The organism is Novosphingobium sp., from assembly GCF_020852455.1.
In the GTDB taxonomy this organism is placed as follows: Bacteria; Pseudomonadota; Alphaproteobacteria; order Sphingomonadales; family Sphingomonadaceae; genus Novosphingobium.
Genome location: NZ_JADZAT010000032.1, coordinates 15,807 through 37,196, shown reverse-complemented (window position 1 = coordinate 37,196; position 21,390 = coordinate 15,807). Strand labels below are relative to the sequence as shown.

The 21,390-nt window shown below is 65.8% G+C and carries 22 protein-coding genes; 13 read left to right on the top strand and 9 right to left on the bottom strand.

From position 1 onward, the window contains the following. Window positions 1-19: 19 nt before the first annotated feature. Together IT549_RS14640 and IT549_RS14635 are read left to right on the top strand one after the other, a co-directional pair. Window positions 20-1,072: a 3-keto-5-aminohexanoate cleavage protein gene (locus IT549_RS14640; protein WP_292974356.1), complete on the top strand. Its 1,053-nt coding sequence runs from the start codon at window positions 20-22 to the stop codon at window positions 1,070-1,072. A gap of 65 nt (window positions 1,073-1,137) precedes the next feature. Next, entirely contained in the window at window positions 1,138-1,692 is a 555-nt protein-coding gene (locus IT549_RS14635) for an alpha/beta hydrolase (RefSeq protein WP_292974354.1), read from the top strand. Between the two features lie 145 nt (window positions 1,693-1,837). On the opposite strand, the gene IT549_RS14630 is transcribed toward IT549_RS14635, so the two are convergent. Then, window positions 1,838-2,848, bottom strand: a complete 1,011-nt coding sequence (locus IT549_RS14630; protein ID WP_292974353.1) for an AraC family transcriptional regulator — start codon at window positions 2,846-2,848, stop codon at window positions 1,838-1,840. A gap of 83 nt (window positions 2,849-2,931) precedes the next feature. On the opposite strand from IT549_RS14630, the gene IT549_RS14625 reads away from it, so the two are divergent. From IT549_RS14625 to IT549_RS14610, 4 genes are read left to right on the top strand one after another with little or no spacing between them, the layout of a single operon-like run. Then, entirely contained in the window at window positions 2,932-3,315 is a 384-nt protein-coding gene (locus IT549_RS14625; protein ID WP_292974351.1) for a carboxymuconolactone decarboxylase family protein, read from the top strand. A 2-nt stretch (window positions 3,316-3,317) separates the two neighbouring features. After that, complete coding sequence (locus IT549_RS14620; protein WP_292974350.1) at window positions 3,318-4,376, top strand: 3-keto-5-aminohexanoate cleavage protein; 1,059 nt, start codon at window positions 3,318-3,320, stop codon at window positions 4,374-4,376. Then, the gene (locus IT549_RS14615; RefSeq protein WP_292974348.1) at window positions 4,373-5,209 is read left to right on the top strand and encodes an SDR family NAD(P)-dependent oxidoreductase; all 837 of its coding nucleotides are present in this window, start codon (window positions 4,373-4,375) and stop codon (window positions 5,207-5,209) included. Before IT549_RS14620 ends, IT549_RS14615 begins: the two co-directional genes overlap by 4 nt. Before the next feature lies 1 nt (window position 5,210). Next, window positions 5,211-6,470, top strand: coding sequence for an MFS transporter (locus IT549_RS14610; protein WP_292974346.1), 1,260 nt, complete (start codon window positions 5,211-5,213; stop codon window positions 6,468-6,470). A 126-nt stretch (window positions 6,471-6,596) separates the two neighbouring features. Here the strand turns inward: IT549_RS14610 and panC are convergent, their stop codons facing one another. After that, a complete protein-coding gene (gene panC / locus IT549_RS14605) occupies window positions 6,597-7,445 on the bottom strand; it encodes a pantoate--beta-alanine ligase (protein ID WP_292974345.1) in 849 nt (282 codons plus the stop codon). 105 nt (window positions 7,446-7,550) lie between these two features. Between panC and IT549_RS14600 the strand changes: the two genes are divergently transcribed. From IT549_RS14600 to pgmG, 3 genes are read left to right on the top strand one after another with little or no spacing between them, the layout of a single operon-like run. Beyond that, window positions 7,551-8,375, top strand: a complete 825-nt coding sequence (locus IT549_RS14600) for a division plane positioning ATPase MipZ (RefSeq protein ID WP_292974343.1) — start codon at window positions 7,551-7,553, stop codon at window positions 8,373-8,375. Window positions 8,376-8,386: 11 nt separating this feature from the next. Continuing rightward, on the top strand, window positions 8,387-8,683 hold the full coding sequence (locus IT549_RS14595; protein ID WP_292974342.1) for a DnaJ domain-containing protein: 297 nt from the start codon (window positions 8,387-8,389) through the stop codon (window positions 8,681-8,683). Continuing rightward, window positions 8,680-10,083, top strand: a complete 1,404-nt coding sequence (pgmG, locus tag IT549_RS14590) for a phosphoglucomutase/phosphomannomutase PgmG (RefSeq protein WP_292974340.1) — start codon at window positions 8,680-8,682, stop codon at window positions 10,081-10,083. Before IT549_RS14595 ends, pgmG begins: the two co-directional genes overlap by 4 nt. Before the next feature lie 42 nt (window positions 10,084-10,125). Here the strand turns inward: pgmG and IT549_RS14585 are convergent, their stop codons facing one another. Further along, window positions 10,126-11,397, bottom strand: coding sequence for a DUF4010 domain-containing protein (locus IT549_RS14585; RefSeq protein ID WP_292974338.1), 1,272 nt, complete (start codon window positions 11,395-11,397; stop codon window positions 10,126-10,128). 57 nt (window positions 11,398-11,454) lie between these two features. Between IT549_RS14585 and IT549_RS14580 the strand changes: the two genes are divergently transcribed. Beyond that, entirely contained in the window at window positions 11,455-13,911 is a 2,457-nt protein-coding gene (locus IT549_RS14580) for a ligase-associated DNA damage response DEXH box helicase (protein ID WP_292974336.1), read from the top strand. Window positions 13,912-13,917: 6 nt separating this feature from the next. Here the strand turns inward: IT549_RS14580 and IT549_RS14575 are convergent, their stop codons facing one another. The 5 genes from IT549_RS14575 to IT549_RS14555 all read right to left on the bottom strand — a co-directional run bounded on the left by IT549_RS14575 (window position 13,918) and on the right by IT549_RS14555 (window position 17,170). Beyond that, window positions 13,918-14,358 carry a biopolymer transporter ExbD gene (locus IT549_RS14575; RefSeq protein WP_292974334.1) on the bottom strand — a complete coding sequence of 147 codons (441 nt, stop codon included), beginning with the start codon at window positions 14,356-14,358 and terminating at the stop codon, window positions 13,918-13,920. A gap of 168 nt (window positions 14,359-14,526) precedes the next feature. After that, the gene (locus IT549_RS14570) at window positions 14,527-14,982 is read right to left on the bottom strand and encodes a biopolymer transporter ExbD (RefSeq protein ID WP_292974333.1); all 456 of its coding nucleotides are present in this window, start codon (window positions 14,980-14,982) and stop codon (window positions 14,527-14,529) included. 51 nt (window positions 14,983-15,033) lie between these two features. Continuing rightward, window positions 15,034-15,567 (bottom strand): biopolymer transporter ExbD, encoded by a 534-nt coding sequence (locus tag IT549_RS14565; protein WP_292974332.1) that lies wholly within the window; start codon window positions 15,565-15,567, stop codon window positions 15,034-15,036. Between the two features lie 113 nt (window positions 15,568-15,680). Continuing rightward, window positions 15,681-16,445 carry a MotA/TolQ/ExbB proton channel family protein gene (locus IT549_RS14560; RefSeq protein ID WP_292974330.1) on the bottom strand — a complete coding sequence of 255 codons (765 nt, stop codon included), beginning with the start codon at window positions 16,443-16,445 and terminating at the stop codon, window positions 15,681-15,683. A 65-nt stretch (window positions 16,446-16,510) separates the two neighbouring features. After that, the gene (locus IT549_RS14555) at window positions 16,511-17,170 is read right to left on the bottom strand and encodes an energy transducer TonB (RefSeq protein ID WP_292974329.1); all 660 of its coding nucleotides are present in this window, start codon (window positions 17,168-17,170) and stop codon (window positions 16,511-16,513) included. A gap of 341 nt (window positions 17,171-17,511) precedes the next feature. Here IT549_RS14555 and IT549_RS14550 point away from each other — a divergent pair, with 341 nt between their 5' ends. Together IT549_RS14550 and IT549_RS14545 are read left to right on the top strand one after the other, a co-directional pair. Next, window positions 17,512-18,354, top strand: coding sequence for a hypothetical protein (locus IT549_RS14550; RefSeq protein WP_292974327.1), 843 nt, complete (start codon window positions 17,512-17,514; stop codon window positions 18,352-18,354). 60 nt (window positions 18,355-18,414) lie between these two features. Further along, window positions 18,415-19,725 carry a homoserine dehydrogenase gene (locus IT549_RS14545; protein ID WP_292974325.1) on the top strand — a complete coding sequence of 437 codons (1,311 nt, stop codon included), beginning with the start codon at window positions 18,415-18,417 and terminating at the stop codon, window positions 19,723-19,725. 3 nt (window positions 19,726-19,728) lie between these two features. On the opposite strand, the gene IT549_RS14540 is transcribed toward IT549_RS14545, so the two are convergent. Further along, window positions 19,729-20,181, bottom strand: a complete 453-nt coding sequence (locus tag IT549_RS14540) for a hypothetical protein (protein WP_292974323.1) — start codon at window positions 20,179-20,181, stop codon at window positions 19,729-19,731. Window positions 20,182-20,346: 165 nt separating this feature from the next. Here IT549_RS14540 and glpX point away from each other — a divergent pair, with 165 nt between their 5' ends. Continuing rightward, window positions 20,347-21,327 carry a class II fructose-bisphosphatase gene (gene glpX, locus IT549_RS14535; RefSeq protein ID WP_292974321.1) on the top strand — a complete coding sequence of 327 codons (981 nt, stop codon included), beginning with the start codon at window positions 20,347-20,349 and terminating at the stop codon, window positions 21,325-21,327. Window positions 21,328-21,390 lie beyond the last annotated feature (63 nt).

The window sequence follows — 21,390 nt, the reverse complement described above, 5'->3', positions numbered from 1 at the left end:
GACCAAGAGGAGAAGAGAGATGCAATTCTTCGACGAAAGCCTGCTTCCCGAAAACCAGGACCCGCTGGTGATCCAGGTCGCGCCCTATGCCCCCAGCTTCATGCCGCAGGACAGCGACGACATTCCGGTCAGCTACGCCGAACAGGTCCAGAAGGCAGTCGATTGCTACAACGCCGGGGCGACCGTGCTGCACCTGCACGTGCGCGAGCCCGACGGCACCGGATCGAAGGATCTCGACCGGTTCAACGAAATGCTCGACCGGCTGCGTACTGCCGTGCCCGACATGCTGCTGCAGGTCGGCGGCTCGATCAGCTTTGCTCCCAAGAGCGAGAGTGCGGCGGCGGAATGGCTCGACGACGATACCCGGCACATGCTGGCCGATCTCAAGCCCGTGCCCGATCAGGTTACCCTGGCGGTCAACACCAACCAGATGAACGTGATGGAGCTGATCACCGAGGAAGACGCCAAGGGCACCACCATGTGGGACGTCTACCGCGAAGCCTATACCGAGATGTATTACGATGCCGGTCCGGCCTTCATGAAGGAACACATGAAGCGGCTGACCGCAGCGGGGATCCAGACGCACTTCCAGATCGGCTGCGCGCGCGACCTTGAAACGGTTGAGCGACTGGTGCGGAACGGCCACTACATGGGCCCGCTGGTTTGCAACTGGGTGGCGATCGGTGGCGGGCACGATGGCCCCAATCCGCGCAACCTGATGGAATTCATCAACCGGCTTCCGCAAAATGCAGTCTGCACGGTCGAAGGGCTGATGCGCTCGATGTACCCGCTGATCACCATGGGCATCGCGATGGGCCTGCATGTCCGGGTCGGTCAGGAAGACAACCTGTGGGGCCGCAAGGGCGAACGCGCCACCTCGGTCCAGCAGATCGAAAAGGCGGTGCGGATTTCCGAAGAGCTGTGGCGCCCGATTGCCAGCGGCAAGGAAGCCAAGGAAATCTACCAGATCGGCACCTTCTATTCGAGCGTCGAGGAAACGCTGGAAAAGAACGGCTGGCTGCCCGGTCCGCGTCCCGGTCGCCGTTCGACCCCGCTCAGCGCCGCGGCGTGATTGCACGCACAAGGCCGGCTCATCCAGTCCCCCTCCCGCTTGCGGGAGGGGGGAAGGAAGCTTTGATGCCAGGACCGACTATTCTCTTCGTCCCCGGGCTGCGTGATCATGTGGAAGACCACTGGCAGACGCACGCGGCCCGGGCTTTGCCCGGATCGGTGACGGTCGCACCGCTGACCAGCGATCGCCTATCGTGCGCGGCGCGGGTGGCGGCGCTCGATGCGGCCTTGCAGGGAATCGCAGGCGAAGTGGTGATCGCGGCGCACTCGGCCGGCTGCCTGATGGTCGCGGCCTGGGCGCAGAACCCGACGCGGCCGATCAAGGGCGCCTTGCTGGCCACCCCGGCGGACGTCGAGAACCCGCTGCCGCCGGGCTATCCCGGATATGAAGAGCTTGATGCGAACGGCTGGGTGCCGATTGCGCGTTCACCCTTGCCGTTTCCGGCCATTGTCGCGGCCAGTCGCAACGATCCGCTGGCGGGCTTCGACAAGGTGGCCGAGCTGGCGACCGCCTGGGGTGCGGAGCTGCTCGACGCGGGCGAGGTGGGCCACCTCAATCCGCCCGCCGGTTTCGGTCCCTGGCCGGAAGGGCTGGAATTGATCCAACGACTATCTGTCTAGACCAACCATTTCCTCATCGTCGCCCCGGGCTTGACCCGGGGTCAAGCTGCCTTTCCACGGTCGCAAGCTGGTGCAGGTGCCGAGAAGAAAAGCCAGGCCCCGGGTCAAGCCCGGGGCGACGGTTGCAGAGAGTTTGGTGGGGGAGTTAGCGCAGACCTGCAGATCTCCTTCGCCACTCCCGAGGGCTCACCCCAAACCGCCCCTTGAACCAGGTACTGAAAGCCGCAGGGCTGGAAAAACCCAAGAGATCGGCAATCTCGCCCATGTTCCGCGCTCCGGCCGAGAGGTGCCGCAAGGCCACGTCCTCGCGCTCGGCATCGTGCAGCGCAAGGAACCGCGTGCCTTCCGCCTCAAGCGCCCGGGTCAGGGTGCGGCGCGAGACGCCGAGCTGCGCGGCGACATGCGCGGCGGTGCAGCGCCCGCTCGACAGCAGCAGCCCCAGTACCCGCCGCACCCGCTGGGTCATGCTTTCGCCTGCGCCCGGATCGGTCAGCCGCAGCAGCTGGCTGGCATAGGGGCGCAGACCCGCCTCGGCCATCGGGTTGGGGCGGGCCAGCAGTTCGGCGCGGATCACGATCCCGTCGAAATCGGCCCCGAACCGCACATGCGGCCCGAAGACCTGACGGTACTTGGCACTGTCGGCCGGGCGCGGGCGGGTCAGGCAGACCTCCTCGGCCTGCCAGGCGGGACCGGCCAGCTGCTTGATGATCCGGTGCTGCATCGCGACGGCAATGTCGGTTGCCTGGGCTTTCGGTCCGGAGGCCAGCACGCGCGAGTAAAACACCACCAGATCGCCAAACTGTTCGCGGGTCACCGCCAGGGCATCGTTGTGAAGCGGCAGGTAGGCCTCGATCGCGGCCAGCGCCGCGCCGACTGTCGGCTCGTCGCGGGCCAGCAGGCTGATCGGGCCAAGGTTGGCAAAGCCGCGCAGTTCGGACAGTCGCAACGCAAAGTCTTCGCGCCCGCATTCCAGCGCCGCCAGCTCGAACGCCATGTTGACCGCGCCTACCGGCAGGCGGCGGTCGGGTTGCGCCTCAGCCCCGGCCGGCAGCCCTGCGCGGCGCAGCAGCGGCGCGGCATCGACACCGTAACTGCGGCACAGCGCGGCCAGCCCGGTCAGGGCGGCGGCGCGAACAGTCAGGCCGGCATGGCTCATATTCGAAAGAATATGGCGCAAATTGTAAAGAACGCAAGCGCTATCCCGGCTAGAGGCACGGCATAGACACAGGGGAGAGCCAAGTGAGCGCGACACCGATCAGCGACGCGATGCGGGCCGGCGGGCAGTGGAACCAGGCCTGGGACGAGGCCGCAGCCTTTGACGCGGAATGGATGGAAAAGTTCCTCGACATGGGAACCCATTCGGTCCGCAAGGGGATCATCGATCCCAAGACCTACGAGCTGATCGCGATCGCGGTCGATGCCAGCTGTACCCACATGTACGCGCCGGGCACCCGCCGCCACATCGCCAAGGCGCTCGAGGTCGGGGCGACTCCCGAAGAGGTGATGGCGGTGCTGCAACTGGTCGCGGTGCTGGGAATCCACTCGGTTGCGCTGGGCGCGCCGATGCTGGCCGAAGAAATGAACAAGCGCGGCCTGCCTGTGCCGCCCACCAAGGAGGACTGAACATGCATTTCCTTGACGATAGCCTGCTCCCCGAAAACCAGGAAAAGCTGGTGATCCAGGTCGCCCCCTATGGCCCACAGTGGCTGCCCGGTGATTTCCCGGAAGATATCCCGGTGACCATGGAAGAACAGGTTCAGAAGGCGGTCGATTGCTACAACGCCGGAGCCACCGTGCTGCACCTGCACTGCCGCGAGGCCGATGGTTCGGGTTCCAAGCGCCTGTCGATGTTCAATGAGATGATCGACCGGATACGCACTGCTTGCCCGGACATGCTGATCCAGGTTGGCGGTTCGATCTCGTTCGCCCCCGAAGGCGAGGGCAGCGAGGCCAAGTGGCTGTCCGACGACACCCGCCACATGCTGGCTGAGTTGAGCCCCAAGCCCGACCAGGTGACGATCGCAGTCAACACCAACCAGATGGACATTTCCGCGCTGATGGACGCCAGCGATATCGAAGGCACCTGCCTGACCAACCCGGCAATGTTCGAAGCCTATCGCAACATGTATTTCGAATGCGGCCCGGTGTTCATGGAAGAACACCTCAAGCGCCTGGTTGCCAATGGCATCCAGCCGCACTTCATGGTTGGCGACATGAGCCAGCTGGAAACGGTCGAGCGGCTGATCCGCAAGGGCCATTATCAGGGGCCGCTGGTGCTCAACTATGTCGCGATCGGCAGCGGCGCGGCCGGGACCCATCCCGCCGACCTGATTGAATTCGCCCGCCGCGTGCCCGATGGCGCAGTCCTGACGATCGAGACGGTCATGCGCAATGTCGCGCCGTTCAGCGCCATCGCGATTGCGCTGGGCCTGCACGTGCGCTGCGGGATTGAGGACAACCTGTGGAGCCGCAAGGGCGAACGGATGACCTCGGTCCAGCAGGTCGAACAGATGGTGCGGATCGCCAACGAACTGCACCGAGATGTTGCCAGCGGGCCCGAAGCCAAGGCGATCTACCAGATTGGCACCTTCTATCAGTCGACCGACGAGACACTGCGCAAGCTGGGCTATTCGCCCAACCGCCAGCCCGGCCAACGCGGCGTGCCGCGCTGGGAATACGCGTGAGCCTAAACCGCAACGGAGTGGAGGGGCGGGTCTGCGTCGTCACGGGTGGCGCACGCGGACTCGGGCAGGCGATCGCCGCGGCGCTGGGCGCTGCCGGCGGTCGCCTCGCGATCTGCGATGTTCTCGAGGATGAGCTGGCGCAGACCGCCGACAAGCTTCGCGCCAGCGGCGTCGAGGTCTTCGCGGCACCCTGCGATGTCAGCGACAGCGCGGCGGTCGATGCCTTCTTTGCCCGGGTCGCCGAGGAGCTTGGCCCGGCCCAAGTGCTGATCAACAACGCCGCGCTGGTGCCGGGCGGGCCCGAGGACGAGGTGCGGCGATCGAAGCACTACGCCTATATCACCACCCCGGTCCCGCGCGGCTCGCTTGGGTTCACCAGCGCGATGAGCGATGCCGAGTGGCTGAAATACTGGGGCGTCAACGTCCACGGCACTTTCTATTGCACCCGCGCCGCGCTGCGCCAGATGGAGCCGCGTGGCTATGGCCGGGTGGTCAACATCGCCTCGGTCGCGGGGCTTTCAGCCTACAGTGCGCACAGTCCGCACTATTCGGCCACCAAGGGTGCGGTGGTTGCCTTTACCCGTGCGGTGGCGACCGAAGTGGCGGGGGCGAACATCTTTGTGAATGCGATTGCCCCGGGCGGTGTCGCTACTCCGATGTTCGATGCCTACCTCGAAAAGCTTGACGAGGACGCCCGCAACCGCATGTTCCAGTTTGTGCCCGCCGGAAGGCTGGGCACGATGGAAGAATATGCGGGCCTGGCGGTCTATCTGGCGGGAGACGGACACTATCTCGCCGGGCAGATCATCAGCCCCAACGGGGGGATGTTCTGACTTGGCCGGACCAATAGTGATCGACGACGAACCCGGCCCGGCGCGCGCCAGCGGCTATGGCTGGGCAGTCTTCGCGCTGAGTTTTGGCCTGTTGATGAGCGATCATATGGCCCGCCAGGTGCTCGGCGCGGTCAGTCCGCTGCTGAAGAGCGAATGGCAACTCAGCGACAGCGAACTGGGCGCCCTGTCGAGCGTGGTGGCGGTGGCGGTGGGGGTGCTGTCTTTCCCGCTCAGCCTGGCCGCCGACCGCTTCGGGCGGGTGCGCAGCCTGTTCGCGATGGCAACCTTGTGGAGCCTGGCGACGCTGGGCGGCGCCTTTGCACAAAGCTATCCGCAGCTGCTTGGCGCGCGGGTGCTGGTGGGGGTGGGCGAGGCCGCCTATGGCAGCGTCGGGATCGCGGTGGTGCTGGCGGTCTTCCCGCAGCACATGCGCGCGACGCTGTCGTCATCGTTCCTGGCCGGATCGGTGATCGGGCAGGTTGTCGGGGTCTCGCTGGGCGGAGCGATTGCCGCGGCGCATGGCTGGCGGGTCGCCTTTGAAGTGATCGGACTGTCCGGGCTGGTGCTGGCGCTGGCCTATCCACTGGTAGTGCGCGAAAGTCGCCTTGGCACAAGGCCGCAGCGCGAAAAACTGGTCTGGGGCGATCTGGGCCGGGCGCTGTTCGGCAGCCGCCTCATCCTGCTGTGCTATTTCGCCAGCGGCATCCAGCTCTATGCCACCGGCACCCTGGCGTTCTGGCTGCCGGGCCTGTTCAAGCGCTACTACGCGATGGATGTGGCGACTGCCGGCAAGACCACCGGGCTGTTCCTGCTGGTCTGCGCGGCGGGCATGATCGCTTCGGGCATTATCGCCGACCGGCTGGCGCGCCGCGCGCCCGAGGTCAAGCCGCGGGTGGCGATGGCCTATTCGCTGGCCAGCGCCCTGCTGTTCGCCGGATGCTTCTTTTCCCCGCCGGGGCCGGTCCAGCTCGCGCTGCTGGCGGCGGCGCTGCTGCCGGTTGCCGGGGTGGCCGGGATCTGCAGCGCGATGGTCGCCAATCTCACCCCGCGCCGGTTCCATGGCACCGCGATGGCGATGCTGGCCCTGGCCAACAACCTGCTGGGACTGGCGCCCGGACCCTATTTCACCGGCTGGATCGCCGATCGCAGCGACCTGCTGACCGCGCTCAAGCTGTTGCCGCTGCCCTGCCTGCTGGCGCTGGCCGCGATGGCGCTGGCGCGGCGCGACTATGCCCTGGCGATGGCGCGGCCTGAAAAGTAAGGGGCGGGCCTGCCGCAGCAAGCCCGCCCTGCCCCCGGCAACGCGGGAGGGAGCGTCGCCTGGCGCCTAGCTGTCAGAATCGCGGGTGCGTGAATTGCATGAAATCGACAGATCGCGTGTCCGGCATCAAACCGGCATATTGTCGATCAGCCGGGTTCCGCCAATCCGCGCGGCGACGAACAGGCGCGCCGGATCAGCGTCCAGCGCTTCGACTGGCGCCAGCGACGCGGCATCGCGCACTTCGGCATAGTCAACCGAAGCAAACCCGGCCTCGACCAGTTCGGCCTTGAGCCGGGCGGTGGCCTGGGCAATCGGCGTTCCGGCGCGAATCGCGGCGATTGCGGCCTTCATGCCGGTGGGCAGCGCCACGGCGGCCGCCCGGTCGGTGGGCGAGAGGTAGGCATTGCGCGATGACAGCGCCAGCCCGTCAGCCTCGCGCACGGTTGGCACGCCCCGGATCGCGCCGGCATGCGGCAACACCAGATCAAGGTCGCGCGCCATCCGGCGGATTACCGCCAGCTGCTGCCAGTCCTTTTCGCCGAACAGCGCCATGTCGGGGCGAACCTGGTTGAACAGCTTGCAGACCACGGTAGCCACGCCATCGAAGTGCCCGGGCCGGGCTTCACCGCACAGCCCCTCGCTTACCCCGCTGACCGAGACATTGGTGGCATAGCCCGCCGGATACATCGCCTCGACCCCTGGCGCCCAGACCAGACTGACGCCTTCGGCTTCAAGCAGTTCGCAATCGCGCTCCAATTGGCGGGGGTACTTGGCAAGGTCTTCCCTGGGGCCGAACTGGCGCGGGTTGACGAAGATCGAGACTGCAACGTGGGCTGCAAGTCGCCGGGCTTCGCGCACCAGGGTCAGGTGCCCTTCGTGCAGTGCACCCATGGTTGGCACCAGCGCCAGTGCGCCATCCGCTTTCAGCGCCGCCACCGCATTGCGCAGTGGATCAAGCTCACGCACGATTTGCACCGCCGGGACCCCTTGGACTAAAGACCGCATGGCGGCCACAGGCCGCACGCTTTACGCTGCACTGCAGCATGCGGCAACCATTCAAACACAGGTCAGATCAGCAAAGTGACTTCGCATTCCGGTCCCCATCGTATCGTCTTCGCCAATGAAAAGGGGGGGACGGGCAAATCGACCACCGCAGTCCATGTGGCAGTGGCGCTGGCCTATCAGGGCGCCCGGGTGGCCGCGATCGACCTCGACCCGCGCCAGCGCACCTTGCACCGTTACCTCGAAAACCGCAGCGACACGCAAAACCGCCGCAATATCGATCTGCCCAACGCCCGCTTCGCGGTGTTCCAGGGCGATAGTATCGAGCAGCTCGACGCGCTGACCGCGCAAATGAGCGAGCAGGCCGATTTCCTGATCTTCGACACGCCAGGGCGCGACGATCCCTTCGCCCGGCATGTCGCGACCGAAGCCGATACCTTGGTCACCCCGCTGAATGACAGCTTCGTCGATTTCGACCTGATCGGGCAGGTCGATGCCGAAACCTTCAAGGTTCGCCGACTGTCGTTCTATGCCGAACTGATCTGGGAAGCGCGCAAGAAGCGGGCCATGGCCACGATCCAGGACAAGCGCCGCGAGATGGACTGGGTGGTGGTGCGCAACCGCACCCAGCATACCGAAGCGCGCAACATGCGCCGGCTGGACCAGGCCCTGACCGAGCTGTCGAAGCGCGTCGGCTTCCGGATCGCCAGCGGGCTGTCCGAGCGCGTGATCTATCGCGAGCTGTTCCCGTCCGGGCTGACCCTGCTCGACAAGGGGCACCTTGGCGAACTCGGCACCAGTCATCTGGTCGCCCGGCAGGAACTGCGTGCGCTGGTTGCAGCGCTGGGACTGCCGATGCCGACCGGGCGCGAGCCCGAACTGGCGCTGAGCGGCGCGGGCTGACGGGCAAGCGCTTGGGCAAGCTACTCACTCTCGTCCTGCTGGGCTCGGTGCTGTGCAAGGCGCTGACCGGCAGCTGGCCGTGGGAGCTGTGGCGAAAAAGCGAACAATCCCAGCAGGAAGCTCAGGCCCGCACCTTGCTTGGCGTTAACCGGGCGGCTACCCGCAGCGAGATAAGCGAGGCGCACCGGCGTCTCTTGACCCGGGTCCATCCCGACCGGGGCGGTACCAACGAGGCGGTTCACGCCGCCAATGCCGCGCGCGATTTACTGCTCGCGCGGCTCGACAGGATCGAGGCAGGAAAACAATGAGCCACCAGTTCCATTCCACCGTGCTGCGCGAATACGATATCCGCGGGATCATCGGCGAAACCCTGAGCGAAGCCGATGCCTATGCGATCGGGCGCGGTTTTGCGACCTTGCTGGGCCGCGATGGCGGGCGCTGCGTGGCGGTCGGCTTTGACGGGCGGACCAGCTCGCCGGTTCTGGAAGAAGCGCTGGTGCGCGGGATCAACGATGCCGGGCTGGATGCACTGCGGGTTGGCCTGGGACCGACGCCGATGCTGTACTACGCCGAAGCCTCAATTGAAGAGGTGCAGGGCGGCATTCAGATAACTGGCAGCCACAATCCCGCCAATTACAATGGCTTCAAGATGGTATTTCGGGGTCGGCCGTTTTTCGGCGCGGATATCCAGCGGCTCGGCCAGATGGCGGCCGAAGGCGATTGGGCCAGCGGCACCGGCACCAGCACCCGGCGCGAGATCCTTGAGACCTATGTCAACCGGCTGGTCGAAGGGCTGGCCGGGATCGATCCCGCGCAGCTGGCTGATCTCAGGATCGGCTGGGACGCGGGTAACGGCGCCGCCGGCCCCGCGCTCGAACGTTTGGTCCAGAAGCTTCCTGGCGAACACCATCTTCTCTTCACCCAAGTGGATGGGACGTTCCCGAACCATCATCCGGATCCCACTGAAGAAAAGAACCTGGCCGATCTGAAGGCACTGGTCGCGGCCAAGAACCTCCACTTCGGAATTGCCTTTGACGGCGATGGCGACCGGATCGGCGCGATCGACGGACAGGGCCGGGTAATCTGGGGTGACCAGCTGCTCATGATCTACGCCGAAGACCTCCTGAAAATGGAGCCGGGATCGGCGATCATCGCCGATGTGAAGGCCAGCCGGGCTCTATTCGACCGGGTCTCTCAGCTGGGTGGACGGCCGACTATGTGGAAAACCGGACACAGCCTGATTAAATCCAAAATGAAGGAGATTGGCGCGCCGCTCGCTGGCGAGATGAGCGGCCACGTGTTCTTCGCGCACCAGTACTATGGGTTCGACGATGCGCTTTATGCCGCAATCCGGCTGATCGCAGCCTCGGCCCGGCTAGGGCGGTCGGTCACCGAACTGCGCGGCGCGATGCCGGCGCTGGTCAACACGCCCGAACTGCGTTTCCAGGTCGATGAAAGCCGCAAGTTCGCGGTGATCGACGAGGTCAAGGCCCGGCTCGAGGCGGCCGGGGCCGATGTCGACGGGATCGACGGGGTGCGGGTTTCGACGCCGGACGGCTGGTGGTTGCTGCGCGCCTCGAACACCCAGGACGTGCTGGTCGCCCGCGCCGAAAGCGATGACCAGGCCGGGCTCGACCGGCTGATGGCCGAAGTCGATGCGCAGCTGGCGGCGTCAGGGCTGGAGCGTGGCCCGCAAGCCGGGCATTGATTGCTCGCCGCTCGAAAGCGGCCATGCCTGCTCATCTTATCGCTACAAGGACAGTGCCACGGCTCCGCCCAGCGCGGCGACGCTGGCCAGCATCGCCGCGATCCCCGGCCACCCCTTGCGTCCGGCGAGACCGGCCAGAGTGGCGCACTTGAACAGCGTGTTGAGCACCACCGGCGCGCACAGTACCAGCGCGGCGGTTTCCGCGCTCAGCGTGCCCGGGGGCAGATTGCCCATGGTGATCACCGCCGAATCGACGTCCACCGTTCCCGAAATCGCCAGCACGGTGGCCAGACCGGCATTGCCGAACCGTTCGAGCACCCAGCGCGCCGCCACGGTCAGCGCCATGGTCAACAGCATCAGCAGCAGCGCCGGCTTGAGATCGAAAGGGTTGCGCACTGCGACCAGCGCTTCGTCCGGTGCTGCCCCATCGCGGTGACGGCGCAGCAACAGCGCGGTGGCGGCCAGGCTGGCCAGCATGCCGGGCACAGCCAGGGTCGCAAAGGGCGTGAAAGTGAACGGCGCCAGCACCAGGGTCAGCACCATGACGCGCAGGAACATCACCGCGCTGGCCAGCGCGATTCCGGCGTTGAGCAGCAGCACGTCGCGCGCGCCATCGCGCAGCTTTCCGCCCAGTGATGCGGTGACCGCGGTCGAGGAGACCATTGCCCCGGCTGCGGCAGTTGCCAGCACCCCGCGCGCTGGGCCCAGCAGCTTGACCCCCAGATAACCGGCAAACGACAGCCCGGAAACCAGCACCACCACCATCCACAGCTGGCGCGGCCGCCAGGCATCAAACGGGCCCATCGGCGTATCGGGCAGCAGCGGCAGGATCACCAGCGCGATCAGCGCAAAGCGGGCGATCGCCATCATCTCGGCTTCGTCGATATGGCGCAGCAGGTGATGCAGGCGGCTGCGCAGCGACAGGACCAGCACCGTCACCCCGGCCAGCGCACTGGCAAAGGCATATTCGCCGCTTCCGGCCAGGAACCCGGCGGCCAGGGTAATCAGCCCGGCCAGGCTGGCGGTGCCGCTGATCGACGGATTTTTCTGGGTTGAGCGCCAATAGCCCAGCACCACCAGCGCCGCCGTGGCCAGCAGCAGAACCAGTGCCAGCCCGGCCGCCTGGGCTTGCAGGGCCCCGGCGATCCCGCCCGCCAGGCCCAGCAGGCCATAAGTGCGGATCCCGGCAAAGCGATGCCCGGCCGGCTCGCCGCGCTGGGCCCAGCCGCGCTGCACGCCGACCAGCAGGCCCAGCGCCAGCGCCAGTCCGGTGCCGGTCAGGGCTTGCTCGGTGATGATCGAGGATGCGCTCACCGGGCGATGATTGCAGGAACCGTGGCGCGAGGGAAGGGGACTGCTACAAGGAGCGTGATGACCGGCATGCTTCCCCCCGAACTGGCGCAATGGTTTGCCGCGCGCGGCTGGCGGGTGCGGCGTCACCAGGCCGAAATGCTGGAAGTGGCCGCCAGCGGCCGGCACGCGCTGCTGGTCGCCGATACCGGCGCGGGCAAGACCCTGGGCGGGTTCCTGCCCAGTCTGGCTGACTTCTGCCCCTCGCGGCTGGGCGGCACGGCGCCCGAAGAAGGGCTGCACACGCTCTATGTCTCGCCGCTCAAGGCGCTGGCGCACGATGTCCAGCGCAACCTCTTGACCCCGATCGAGGAACTGGGACTGGCGATGCGGGTTGAGGTGCGCAGCGGTGACACCCCCAGCGAACGCAAGGCGCGCCAGCGGGTGCGCCCGCCGCATGTGCTGCTGACCACGCCCGAATCGCTGTCGCTGCTGCTGTCCTACCCCGAAGCCGACGCGCTGTTCGCCGGTCTCAAGCGGGTGGTGATCGACGAGGTCCATGCCTTCGCCCCGACCAAGCGCGGCGACTTGCTGGCGCTGGCGCTGACCCGGCTGCAGGCGCTGTCACCCGGGCTGCAACGGGTCGCACTGTCGGCGACACTGGCCGAGCCCGATGCCTTCCGCACCTGGCTGGCACCTGGCGGCGATGCCACCCGCGTTGCTCTGGTCAAGGGCGAGGAAGGGGCGGAGCCCGAGCTGGCGATCCTGCTGCCTCAGGATGCGCGGGTGCCGTGGGGCGGACATGCCGCTGCCTGGGCGGTGCCGCAGCTGATCGCCGCGATCCGTGCCAACCGGACCACGCTGGTGTTCTGCAACACCCGCTTTCTCGCTGAATTCATCTTCCAGAAGCTGTGGGAGGCGAACGAGGAAAACCTGCCGATCGGCATTCACCACGGATCGCTGTCGAAAGAGGCGCGGCGCAAGGTCGAAGGGGCGATGGCGCGCGGCGAATTGCGCGCGCTGGTAGCCACCGCCAGCCTCGATCTGGGCGTGGACTGGGGCGATATCGACCTGGTGGTGCAGATGGGGGCGCCCAAGGGCAGCTCGCGGCTGCTGCAACGGATCGGCCGGGCCAATCACCGGCTTGATCAGCCCAGCCGCGCCTTGCTGGTGCCGGGCAACCGCTTCGAATTCCTTGAAGCGACCGCAGCGCAGCAGGCCGTGGCCGAAGGCCAGCGCGATGGCGAGGCGTTCCGGCCGGGCGGGCTCGATGTGCTGGCCCAGCACGTGATGGGCCGGGCCTGCGCCGGGCCCTTCGATGCTGCCGCGCTGTTTGAGGAAGTGCGCAGCGCCAGCGCCTATGCCTGGCTTGATGGCGGGCAATGGGGGCGGGTGATCGAATTCGTGGCCAGTGGGGGCTATGCGCTGCGGGCCTATGACCGGTTCCGGCGGATCACCCAGGGCCGGGACGGGCTGTGGCGGCTGACCCATCCTGATCACGCTGCGCGCTACCGGCTCAATGCCGGGATCATCATCGACAGCGAGATGGTCGAAGTGACCTTCCGCAACGGCCGCTCGCTGGGCCGGGTCGAGGAGAGCTTCGCCGCCAGCCTGCGTCCCGGCGAAACGATCCGCTTTGCCGGGCTTGACCTTGAGGTCGAGGCGATGCGCGAGAGCGAACTGGTGGTGCGCGCGGCGAAGAAGGCCGGGCAGATCCCCAGCTATATGGGTCAGCGCATGCCGCTTACGACGCATCTGTCGCAGCGGGTCCAGGCGCTGCTGGCTGACCGTGCGGGCTGGGCGCGGTTTCCCGATGATGTGCGCGAATGGCTGGAAGTCCAGGATTGGCGCTCCGAACTGCCCGAACCGGGCAAGCTGCTGGTTGAGAGCTTTCCGCACGAAGGCAAGCACTTCACCGCCTATTACACCTTCGAAGGCTGGCCGGCGAACCAGTCGCTGGGAATGCTGATCACCCGGCGGATGGAAGAGCGCGGGCTGATGCCGCTGGGATTCGTCGCCAATGACTATTCACTGGCGGTCTGGGGGCTGCGCGCGGTTGAAGATCCTGCCGCGCTGCTGTCACCCGATATCCTGGCGCACGAATTCGCCGAATGGGTCCAGGACAGCTACCTGCTGCGCCGCGCCTTTCGCGAGGTTGCGGTGATTTCGGGGCTGGTCGAACGCCAGCATCCGGGCAAGCGCAAATCAGGCCGGCAGGTGACCTTTTCGACCGATCTTATCTATGACGTGCTGCGCAAATACGAGCCGGACCATGTCCTGATCGAGGCGGCCTGGGCCGACGCGCGGGCGCGGATGACCGATGTCGGGCGGCTTGCCGACCTGCTCGGGCGGGCCGCGCACCAGTTGCGTCATGTCCGGCTGGATCGGGTCAGCCCGCTGGCCGTGCCTGTGCTGGTGATGATCGGGCGCGAATCGGTGCCGCAGGGCATGGCCGATGACGAACTGCTGTTCGAGGCCGAGGGGCTGGCCGGTGCGGCGATGCGGATCGATCCGGCGGACGATCCGCACGCCGATTAAGGCGCTTCAGTGCCGGGCCGAGGCCTTGCCGAAGTCACCAAAGCGTTCGTTGCCGACGAAGGCAAAGGCCGACAGCCCCGATTGCTTGACGATCCGCAGAATTTGCGCCGAGCGTCCATAGGGCGCGCGGCCATCGGGTTCGAACAGCACCAATGGTTCAGGGACGCGTCGCTCGGCTGCGGCGAGTGTGGCGGCGAGTTCGCCGTCGCTGAGCGCCTGACCGTTCCAGCTGGCAGCGCCGTCCGGACCGATCGTGACCTGGTTGCGTTCGAGCACCTGCCTGGGCGGGGTGCCGCCATCGGTCGGGAGGTCGAATTCGGTGACATTGCTGGCCACGGGGACTGACAGCACGAACATGACCAGCAGGACCAGCATCACGTCGATCAACGGGGTGGTGTTGATTTCGCCGATCGGGTTGCTGGCGGGTGATTGGATTAGGGCTGCCATGGGATACCTCCATCAACGCGGGTCACGTTCCTCATGCAGGGTATAGTATAACATGTAGTTCGCAAGAGGGATTCGTGTATAGGCGTTTGACCGGGTGTCAGTGGATGCCGGGCATAGAAAAAGGGGGCGGATTGCTCCGCCCCCTGGTTCTGTTTGCTGTGGCTGGCCTTACTTGGCCGGCGGAGCGTTGGCTGCCTTGCCGAAGGCGCCATATTGTTCGTTGCCGACAAAGCCGAAGGCGGTGACGCCCGAAACCTTGATGACGTTCAACACCTGGATGGTGGTGTCGTACGGTGCCTGGCCATCGGGCTGGAACTGCAGTTCCGGCTCGGGCTTGATTGCCAGCGTGGCGTTCAGAGCGCCGCGCAGCTGGCTGATGGTCACCGACGTTCCGTTCCACTGGATGTCGTTGTTGGGCATGACCACGACCTTGTTCTTGTCCCGCTTGATCACGGTGTCCGGCGGCGGAGCCGACGGATTGGGAAGGTCGATGTTCACGGCGTGGGTGGCCACGGGGATGGTGATGATGAACATGATGAGGAGAACGAGCATGACGTCGATCAACGGCGTCGTGTTCATTTCCATCATCGGCTCGCCATCGTCCTTGCCGCCTGACATTGCCATGGTGGGTTACTCCTGAAAAAGTTGACCGGGCTGGTTTGGCCGTTGGGCCGATCAGCCGTTGGGATCGACCGGGGTCGAAATGAACCCGACGGTCGGATAGCCGGCCATCTGGACATTGTAGATCGCACCCGCAACACAGCGCCACGGAGCCGCAATGTCGCCGCGGATATGAACCTGCGGGACCAGTTCCGGATTGTTCTTGAGAGCTTCCGGACCGCCTGCGCGCTTCACGATCTTGTCGAGACGTTCGTACGAGAGCTTGAGCAGCTCGTTCGAATCGACCGCAGTGATGTTGTTAAAATAGACCCGGCATTCGCCGCCCAGTTGTGCGCCCTCGAAGCCCGGATCGCCTGCGCTGCGGCCGGCACCATCAGTGGTGCTGACGGTCAGCAGCAGGTTCTCGACCTTGTCCTTGGATTCCTGCGAAGGCATCACAGGGATCTTGAGCTTCTGGATGGTCTGGATCGCGACCGGAACCGCGATGAGGAAGATGATCAGGAGCACCAGCATCACGTCCACGAGGGGCGTGGTGTTGATGTCTGACATCGGCTTCTCTTCGCCGCCGCCGCCCATCGATATCGCCATGGTTACATCCTATCCTAATGCATTGCCCCGGATTGCCTTTGGTGCCTTGTGGCGCGCAATCCGGCTGGTTCCGAAGGCCGGGCGACCAGGTCGCCCGGCGCTATCGGACAGGCTTACTGCTTGGCAGCCGGAGCAGCAGCAGCGGGCTTGGCAGCAGCAGCCGGGGCAGCAGCCACGGCGGGCTTCACGGCACCCTTCGAGTTGATGTTCGCGAGAACGGCCGACGAGAAGCCGTTCAGCAGTTCGGCGATGCTCTTGTTGCGAGCCTGCAGGTAGTTGTAGGCAAGCACGGCCGGAACCGCGACGAGCAGACCGAGCGCGGTCATGATCAGAGCTTCACCGACCGGACCCGCGACCTTGTCGATCGAGGCCGAACCGGCAATGCCGATCGCGATCAGCGCGCGGTAGATGCCGACGACGGTCCCGAACAGACCGATGAACGGCGAGGTCGCGCCAACGGTGGCGAGGAACGGAAGACCGCCAGCCAGCTTCGAGTTGACCGAGTTGACCGAAGCGGCGAGCGAGCCGTGCAGCCAGTCATGGGCGTCGGTTTCGTTGACCATCTTGCCGTGCTGTTCTTCAGCAGCCATGCCATCGTCAACGATCTGGCGCCATGCGCTGTTCTTTTCGAGCTTGGCAGCGCCTTCCTTGAGCGAAGGAGCGCGCCAGAACGAAGCGCGCAGTTCCTTGTACTGGCGCAGGATCTTGTTCTGCTCGATCCACTTGGTGATCAGGATGAAAAACGAACCGAACGACATGATGCCCAGGATGATAACCGTGGCATAGGCGATGAAGCCGCCCTGCTCGAGCGCTTCGGCGAAACCGAACTTGTTCTGCGGTGCAGCGCTGGTCGCAGCGGCGAGAAGTTCAAAAACCATGCGATAGTCCTCTCAAGAAGAAAAATTTGAAACCAAAAATCTTTGGGCGGATGCCCGTGAAACTGTCACTCTTCCGGGATAACCCAGCGGAAACGGCTGCTCCAGCTGCCGCCTACGGGATTGCCGTCGCTATCCACACCGGGCTGGAACTTGGCGCGACGCATCAGCAGCGAGCAGGCGGTCGAATCGAGATCCGGGCTGCCGCTGGAGCTGGTGATGTCGCACCCGGTCGGTCGGCCATCGGTGCCGACAGTAAGCCGGAAGCCGGTGGTCCCGCTGCGATTTTCACGCAGGGCGCGGGTCGGATAGTCGTTGTTGGTCACCCAGTTGCCGGGGTTGCCCTTGGGCTGCAGCGGCTTGGTGGCGACCTTTGGCGGCGGCGCCGGCGGAGCCGACGGCGGCGCAGGCACAGCGACCGGAACGATCGGCGCCGGCGGAGGCGGCGTGGTTACCGTCTGGATCGGCGGCGAGACGGTGCTCACGTTGATCTTCGGCGGAGGAGCCACAATCGGAGGCGGAGCCGCAACCTTCTTGGGTGGCGGGGGCTTCTCCTCCTTCTTCTCCTCTTTCTTGATGTCGACGGTGGTCACCTTCTTCATCACCTGCTTGAACCCTTCATAGGCCAGGCCGGTAACCAGCGCATAGCCAAGGGCGAGGTGAAGAAGGGCGACGACGACAAAGGCGGCAATCCGGTTGCCACTCATCTCTTGGTCAGCGTAGGCCATTCAGACGCATCACTCCATAACAGTCCCTCCGGGCCGAAACCCGGTCCCGACGCCCGAATCCCCGAAAGAGACCCGGACGCCCAAATTCTTAATTTCCACCCTGCGGGTCAATCCGGAAAACCTTGCGAACGCCCGACGCTCCCAAAGGCCAGATCGCGGGCTTTGCTTTTTGTTTAGCCCGGTTTTGCCCGAGCTTTAGCTCCGAGCAGCCCGGTGCGCAACGCTTTATCGGTTAACCCTCGATTCACTTATGTTAAGATCAAAAGCCTTGAAAATCGCGCTGATTCCTGCGCTTCAGCAAGGCATCGACGGGAGTGGCGCAGAACATGGGAAGCACTGTCATGCGATTGACGATTCGATCTGGAGGGCAATGTCTGGCGCTGCTCGCCTTGCTTGCGGCAGGCCTGGCCAAGGCCGATTCGCAGCCCAAACCGGTCCCGATCCCGGTTTCCTATGCCGATCTTGCCGATCTTGCCGACCATGCGCCGCTGGTGATTCGCGCCCAGCCGCGCAAGATCGTCCAGGTCGAGCCTGAGCGCGCGCGCGGTCTGCGCGCGGGTTGGGGGCGCTTCTATGTCGAGGCCAAAACCGAGGCGCTGATCGCCGGCACGGCCCCGCTGGGCGGCGCGCTGATCTATCTGGTTGACCTGCCACTCGATGCCAAAGGCAAGCCGGTACCGTTCAAGAAGAAGAGTGTGATCCTGTTTGCCCGCCCGGTCCCGTCGCGCCCGGGTGAGCTGCAACTGGTCGCTCCCGATGCGCAGCTGTTGTGGGATCCGGCGCTGGAAGGCAGGACCAAGGCCTTGCTGGGCGAACTCTATGCCCAGGGTGCACCGCAGCGGATTACCGGCGTGCGCGAGGCGATCCACGTCAGCGGCGAGCTGGCGGGTGAGGGTGAAACGCAGATCTTCCTGACGGCTGCCAACGGTGAACCGGCCGCAATCACAGTCACCCGCAAGCCGGGTAGCGAACCGCGTTGGGGGGCGTCGTTCTCGGAACTGGTCGCCAGTGATCTGGCCCCGCGCCGCGAGACCCTGGGCTGGTATCGCCTGGCCTGCTTCCTGCCGCCGCAGCTGCCCGCCGCCGCCAACATTTCCGAGCGGCAACGCGACCGGGCAATGACCGCGCAGGACTATGCCTTCGTGATCGGCCAGCTCGGAACCTGCCCGCGCACCCGCAAGTAACGAGTTTCCTTGCTCCGCCGCTGCGCCGTGCCTAAGGCCCGCGCGGTGAAAGGGAGCAAGATGGCCGAACCGTTGAAGATTGCACTGGCTGGCCTGGGCACCGTTGGTGCCGGGGTGATCCGCCTGGTCGAAGCAAACCGCGCGCTGATCGAGCGCCGCGCCGGGCGGCCAATCCAGATTACGGTGGTATCGGCCCGCGATCGGAGCAAGTCGCGCGGGGTCGATCTTTCGCCCTATGCCTGGGAAGACGACATGGTGATCCTTGGCGAACGCGACGATGTTGACGTGGTGGTCGAAATGGTCGGTGGCTCCGATGGCCCGGCGCTGGCGCTGGCCCGCACCACGATCGAGGCCGGCAAGGCGCTGGTTACCGCCAACAAGGCAATGATCGCGCACCACGGGCTGGAATTGGCCGGCAAGGCCGAAGCCAAACGGGTTGCTCTCAAATTCGAGGCTGCGGTCGCGGGCGGGATTCCGGTGATCAAGGCGCTGCGCGAAGGCGCCGCCGCCAATGCGATCGAGCGGGTCTATGGAATTCTCAACGGCACCTGCAACTACATCCTCTCAACCATGGAAGACACGGGCCGCGATTTTGCCGACGTGCTCGCCGAAGCCCAGGCGCTGGGCTATGCCGAGGCCGATCCGACTTTCGATGTCGAAGGGATCGATGCCGCGCACAAGCTGTCGATCCTGTCGGCGGTCGCGTTCGGCACCAAGGTCGATTTCGCCTCGGTCGCTGCTTCGGGGATCACCCGGCTGCGCGCTGCCGATATCGCCCAGGCACACTCGCTGGGCTATGTGATCCGCCTGATCGGCATGGCCGAGGCCGGCGCGGATGGCCTGTTCCAGCGGGTCCAGCCGCACCTGGTGCCGTTCGACCATCCCTTGGCCCACGTCGATGGCGCGACCAATGCGGTGGTGGCCGAGGGCAACTTCTCGGGCCGGCTGCTGTTCCAGGGCGCGGGCGCGGGCGATGGTCCCACTGCCAGCGCAGTGGTGGCCGACCTGATCGACATTGCCCGCACGACAGTGGGCGGGGGCGAACTTGGCCCCGCTTTCTCGATGCCGGTGGCCGAGCTTGAGGCGCTGGCCCCGGCGGCCACCGGGCACCGCCAGAGCCGTGCCTACATCCGCTTCATGGTTGCCGACCGTCCGGGTGTGCTGGCCGAGATTACCGCCGCGCTGCGCGATGCCGGGGTCTCGATCGAAAGCCTGATCCAGAAGGGCCGCGCGGGCGATGCCGGGGCGGTGATGGTGGCGATGGTCACCCACGAAGGCCCCGAAAGCGCGGTGAGCGAGGCGCTGCGCCTGCTTGACGGTTCGCCCAGCCTGAGCGAGCCGCCGCTGGTGCTGCATATCCTGGGCGAGTGAGCCTCAGGGCGCGGGCATTTCGCCTTTGGCGATCTTGTCTGCGTCCGACCCTTCGGGCGCCTGCGGCAGCGCGCTGACATCGACATAATAGACCGGCGGCGGCGCCCAGCCGAAATGCGGGCAGCTGGGGCAATAGCCCTTGTCGAGCTGGGGTGCGCGCGGGATGCCGTTGTTGAGCGCGCGCCGCGCCGCCAGCGAATTGGGGTCGGTTTGCGACGTTGGCGGCATGCGCTGGTCGCGGCCGTGATCGGCGCAGACCACCAGCTCGCCAGCCGAGGAGGGTGCGCAGGTCTTCTTCTTCTCGGTCGGGCCATAGACCTCGCGGGTCTGCTTCAGCCGCTCGGCAACTTTCTGGTCAAGCGCATCGCCGGCCGGAGCGGCGGCGCTATCCTGCGCATGCGCAGCGGCGCTGGTCAGGGTCAGGCTGGCCAGCAGGGCCAGGGTGATGCGCCGCATTGTTGCTCCTTGTGTAAGGACCGGCAGGGAGCCGAGCGGCGCTTAATCCTCGCTGAACATTTGTCTTTCATATCGCGCCTGACGCATTGTCCGCCCCCTCGACAGAGCGCGGCGGCGCGGCTAAGCGCGCCACTACATACCTATGCAAAAGGCTGACCAAGCAAGATGACCACGACTCCCGCCTCCAAGGTGCTCGACCGCGTTCTCGTTCTCGAAATGGTGCGCGTCACCGAAGCTGCCGCAATCGGCGCCTCGACGCTGATCGGGCGCGGTGACGAGAAGGCCGCCGACCATGCCGCGGTCGAAGCCATGCGCGCCGCGCTCAACGAGCTGGCGATGGACGGCACCGTGGTGATCGGTGAGGGCGAGCGTGACGAGGCGCCGATGCTGTTCATCGGCGAAAAGGTCGGCTCGGCCCAGGGCACCGGCCCGAAGATCGACATCGCGCTCGATCCGCTGGAAGGAACCACGATCACCGCCAAGGCCGGACCCAACGCGCTGGCCGTGCTGGCGGTGGCCGAAGAAGGCAACCTGCTCAACGCGCCTGACGTCTATATGGACAAGCTGGCGGTCGGCCCGGGCTATCCCGACGGGATCATCGACCTGGCCAAGAGCCCGACCGAAAACGTCAAGGCGGTGGCCGCAGCCAAGGGCGTCGAGCCCGACGAAATCATCGTCTGCGTGCTCGACCGGCCGCGTCACGCCGATCTGATCGCCGAACTGCGCGGTCTGGGCTGCGGGGTGGTGCTGATCGGGGATGGCGACGTGGCCGGGGTGATCGCGGTGACCAACCCGGAAACCAACATCGACCTTTACATGGGCCAGGGCGGCGCGCCGGAAGGCGTGCTGGCCGCAGCCGCGCTGCGCTGCGTCGGCGGGCAGTTCAACGGCCGGCTGGTGTTCCGCAACGAAGACGAGCGCGGGCGTGCCCGCAAGTGGGGGATCGACAACCTCGACAAGATCTACTCCCGCGACGAGCTGGCCAAGGGCGACTGCATTTTCGCCGCTACCGGGGTGACCGATGGTTCGCTGCTGAAGGGCGTCAAGCGGATGAAGGACGGGCTGATCACCACCAATTCGGTGGTGATGCGCGCCAGCTCTGGCACGGTCCGCTGGGTTTCGGGTGAACACCGCAACAAACGCTGATCCACACCTTCACTCGCCCCCCGTGTTGCAATCGCTCCGCGCCCCGCTAAGGCCGGGCGCGGG

What these genes read in the sequence shown, in the direction of transcription:
- glpX (WP_292974321.1), top strand. Translation starts at nt 20,347, where the DNA reads ATGACCACGACTCCCGCCTCCAAGGTGCTCGACCGCGTTCTCGTTCTC.
- IT549_RS14640 (WP_292974356.1), top strand. Translation starts at nt 20, where the DNA reads ATGCAATTCTTCGACGAAAGCCTGCTTCCCGAAAACCAGGACCCGCTG.
- IT549_RS14545 (WP_292974325.1), top strand. Translation starts at nt 18,415, where the DNA reads ATGGCCGAACCGTTGAAGATTGCACTGGCTGGCCTGGGCACCGTTGGT.
- IT549_RS14555 (WP_292974329.1), bottom strand. Translation starts at nt 17,170, where the DNA reads ATGGCCTACGCTGACCAAGAGATGAGTGGCAACCGGATTGCCGCCTTT.
- IT549_RS14620 (WP_292974350.1), top strand. Translation starts at nt 3,318, where the DNA reads ATGCATTTCCTTGACGATAGCCTGCTCCCCGAAAACCAGGAAAAGCTG.
- IT549_RS14540 (WP_292974323.1), bottom strand. Translation starts at nt 20,181, where the DNA reads ATGCGGCGCATCACCCTGGCCCTGCTGGCCAGCCTGACCCTGACCAGC.
- IT549_RS14570 (WP_292974333.1), bottom strand. Translation starts at nt 14,982, where the DNA reads ATGGCAATGTCAGGCGGCAAGGACGATGGCGAGCCGATGATGGAAATG.
- pgmG (WP_292974340.1), top strand. Translation starts at nt 8,680, where the DNA reads ATGAGCCACCAGTTCCATTCCACCGTGCTGCGCGAATACGATATCCGC.
- IT549_RS14560 (WP_292974330.1), bottom strand. Translation starts at nt 16,445, where the DNA reads ATGGTTTTTGAACTTCTCGCCGCTGCGACCAGCGCTGCACCGCAGAAC.
- IT549_RS14635 (WP_292974354.1), top strand. Translation starts at nt 1,138, where the DNA reads ATGCCAGGACCGACTATTCTCTTCGTCCCCGGGCTGCGTGATCATGTG.
- IT549_RS14550 (WP_292974327.1), top strand. Translation starts at nt 17,512, where the DNA reads ATGCGATTGACGATTCGATCTGGAGGGCAATGTCTGGCGCTGCTCGCC.
- IT549_RS14575 (WP_292974334.1), bottom strand. Translation starts at nt 14,358, where the DNA reads ATGGCAGCCCTAATCCAATCACCCGCCAGCAACCCGATCGGCGAAATC.
- IT549_RS14565 (WP_292974332.1), bottom strand. Translation starts at nt 15,567, where the DNA reads ATGGCGATATCGATGGGCGGCGGCGGCGAAGAGAAGCCGATGTCAGAC.
- IT549_RS14630 (WP_292974353.1), bottom strand. Translation starts at nt 2,848, where the DNA reads ATGAGCCATGCCGGCCTGACTGTTCGCGCCGCCGCCCTGACCGGGCTG.
- IT549_RS14580 (WP_292974336.1), top strand. Translation starts at nt 11,455, where the DNA reads ATGACCGGCATGCTTCCCCCCGAACTGGCGCAATGGTTTGCCGCGCGC.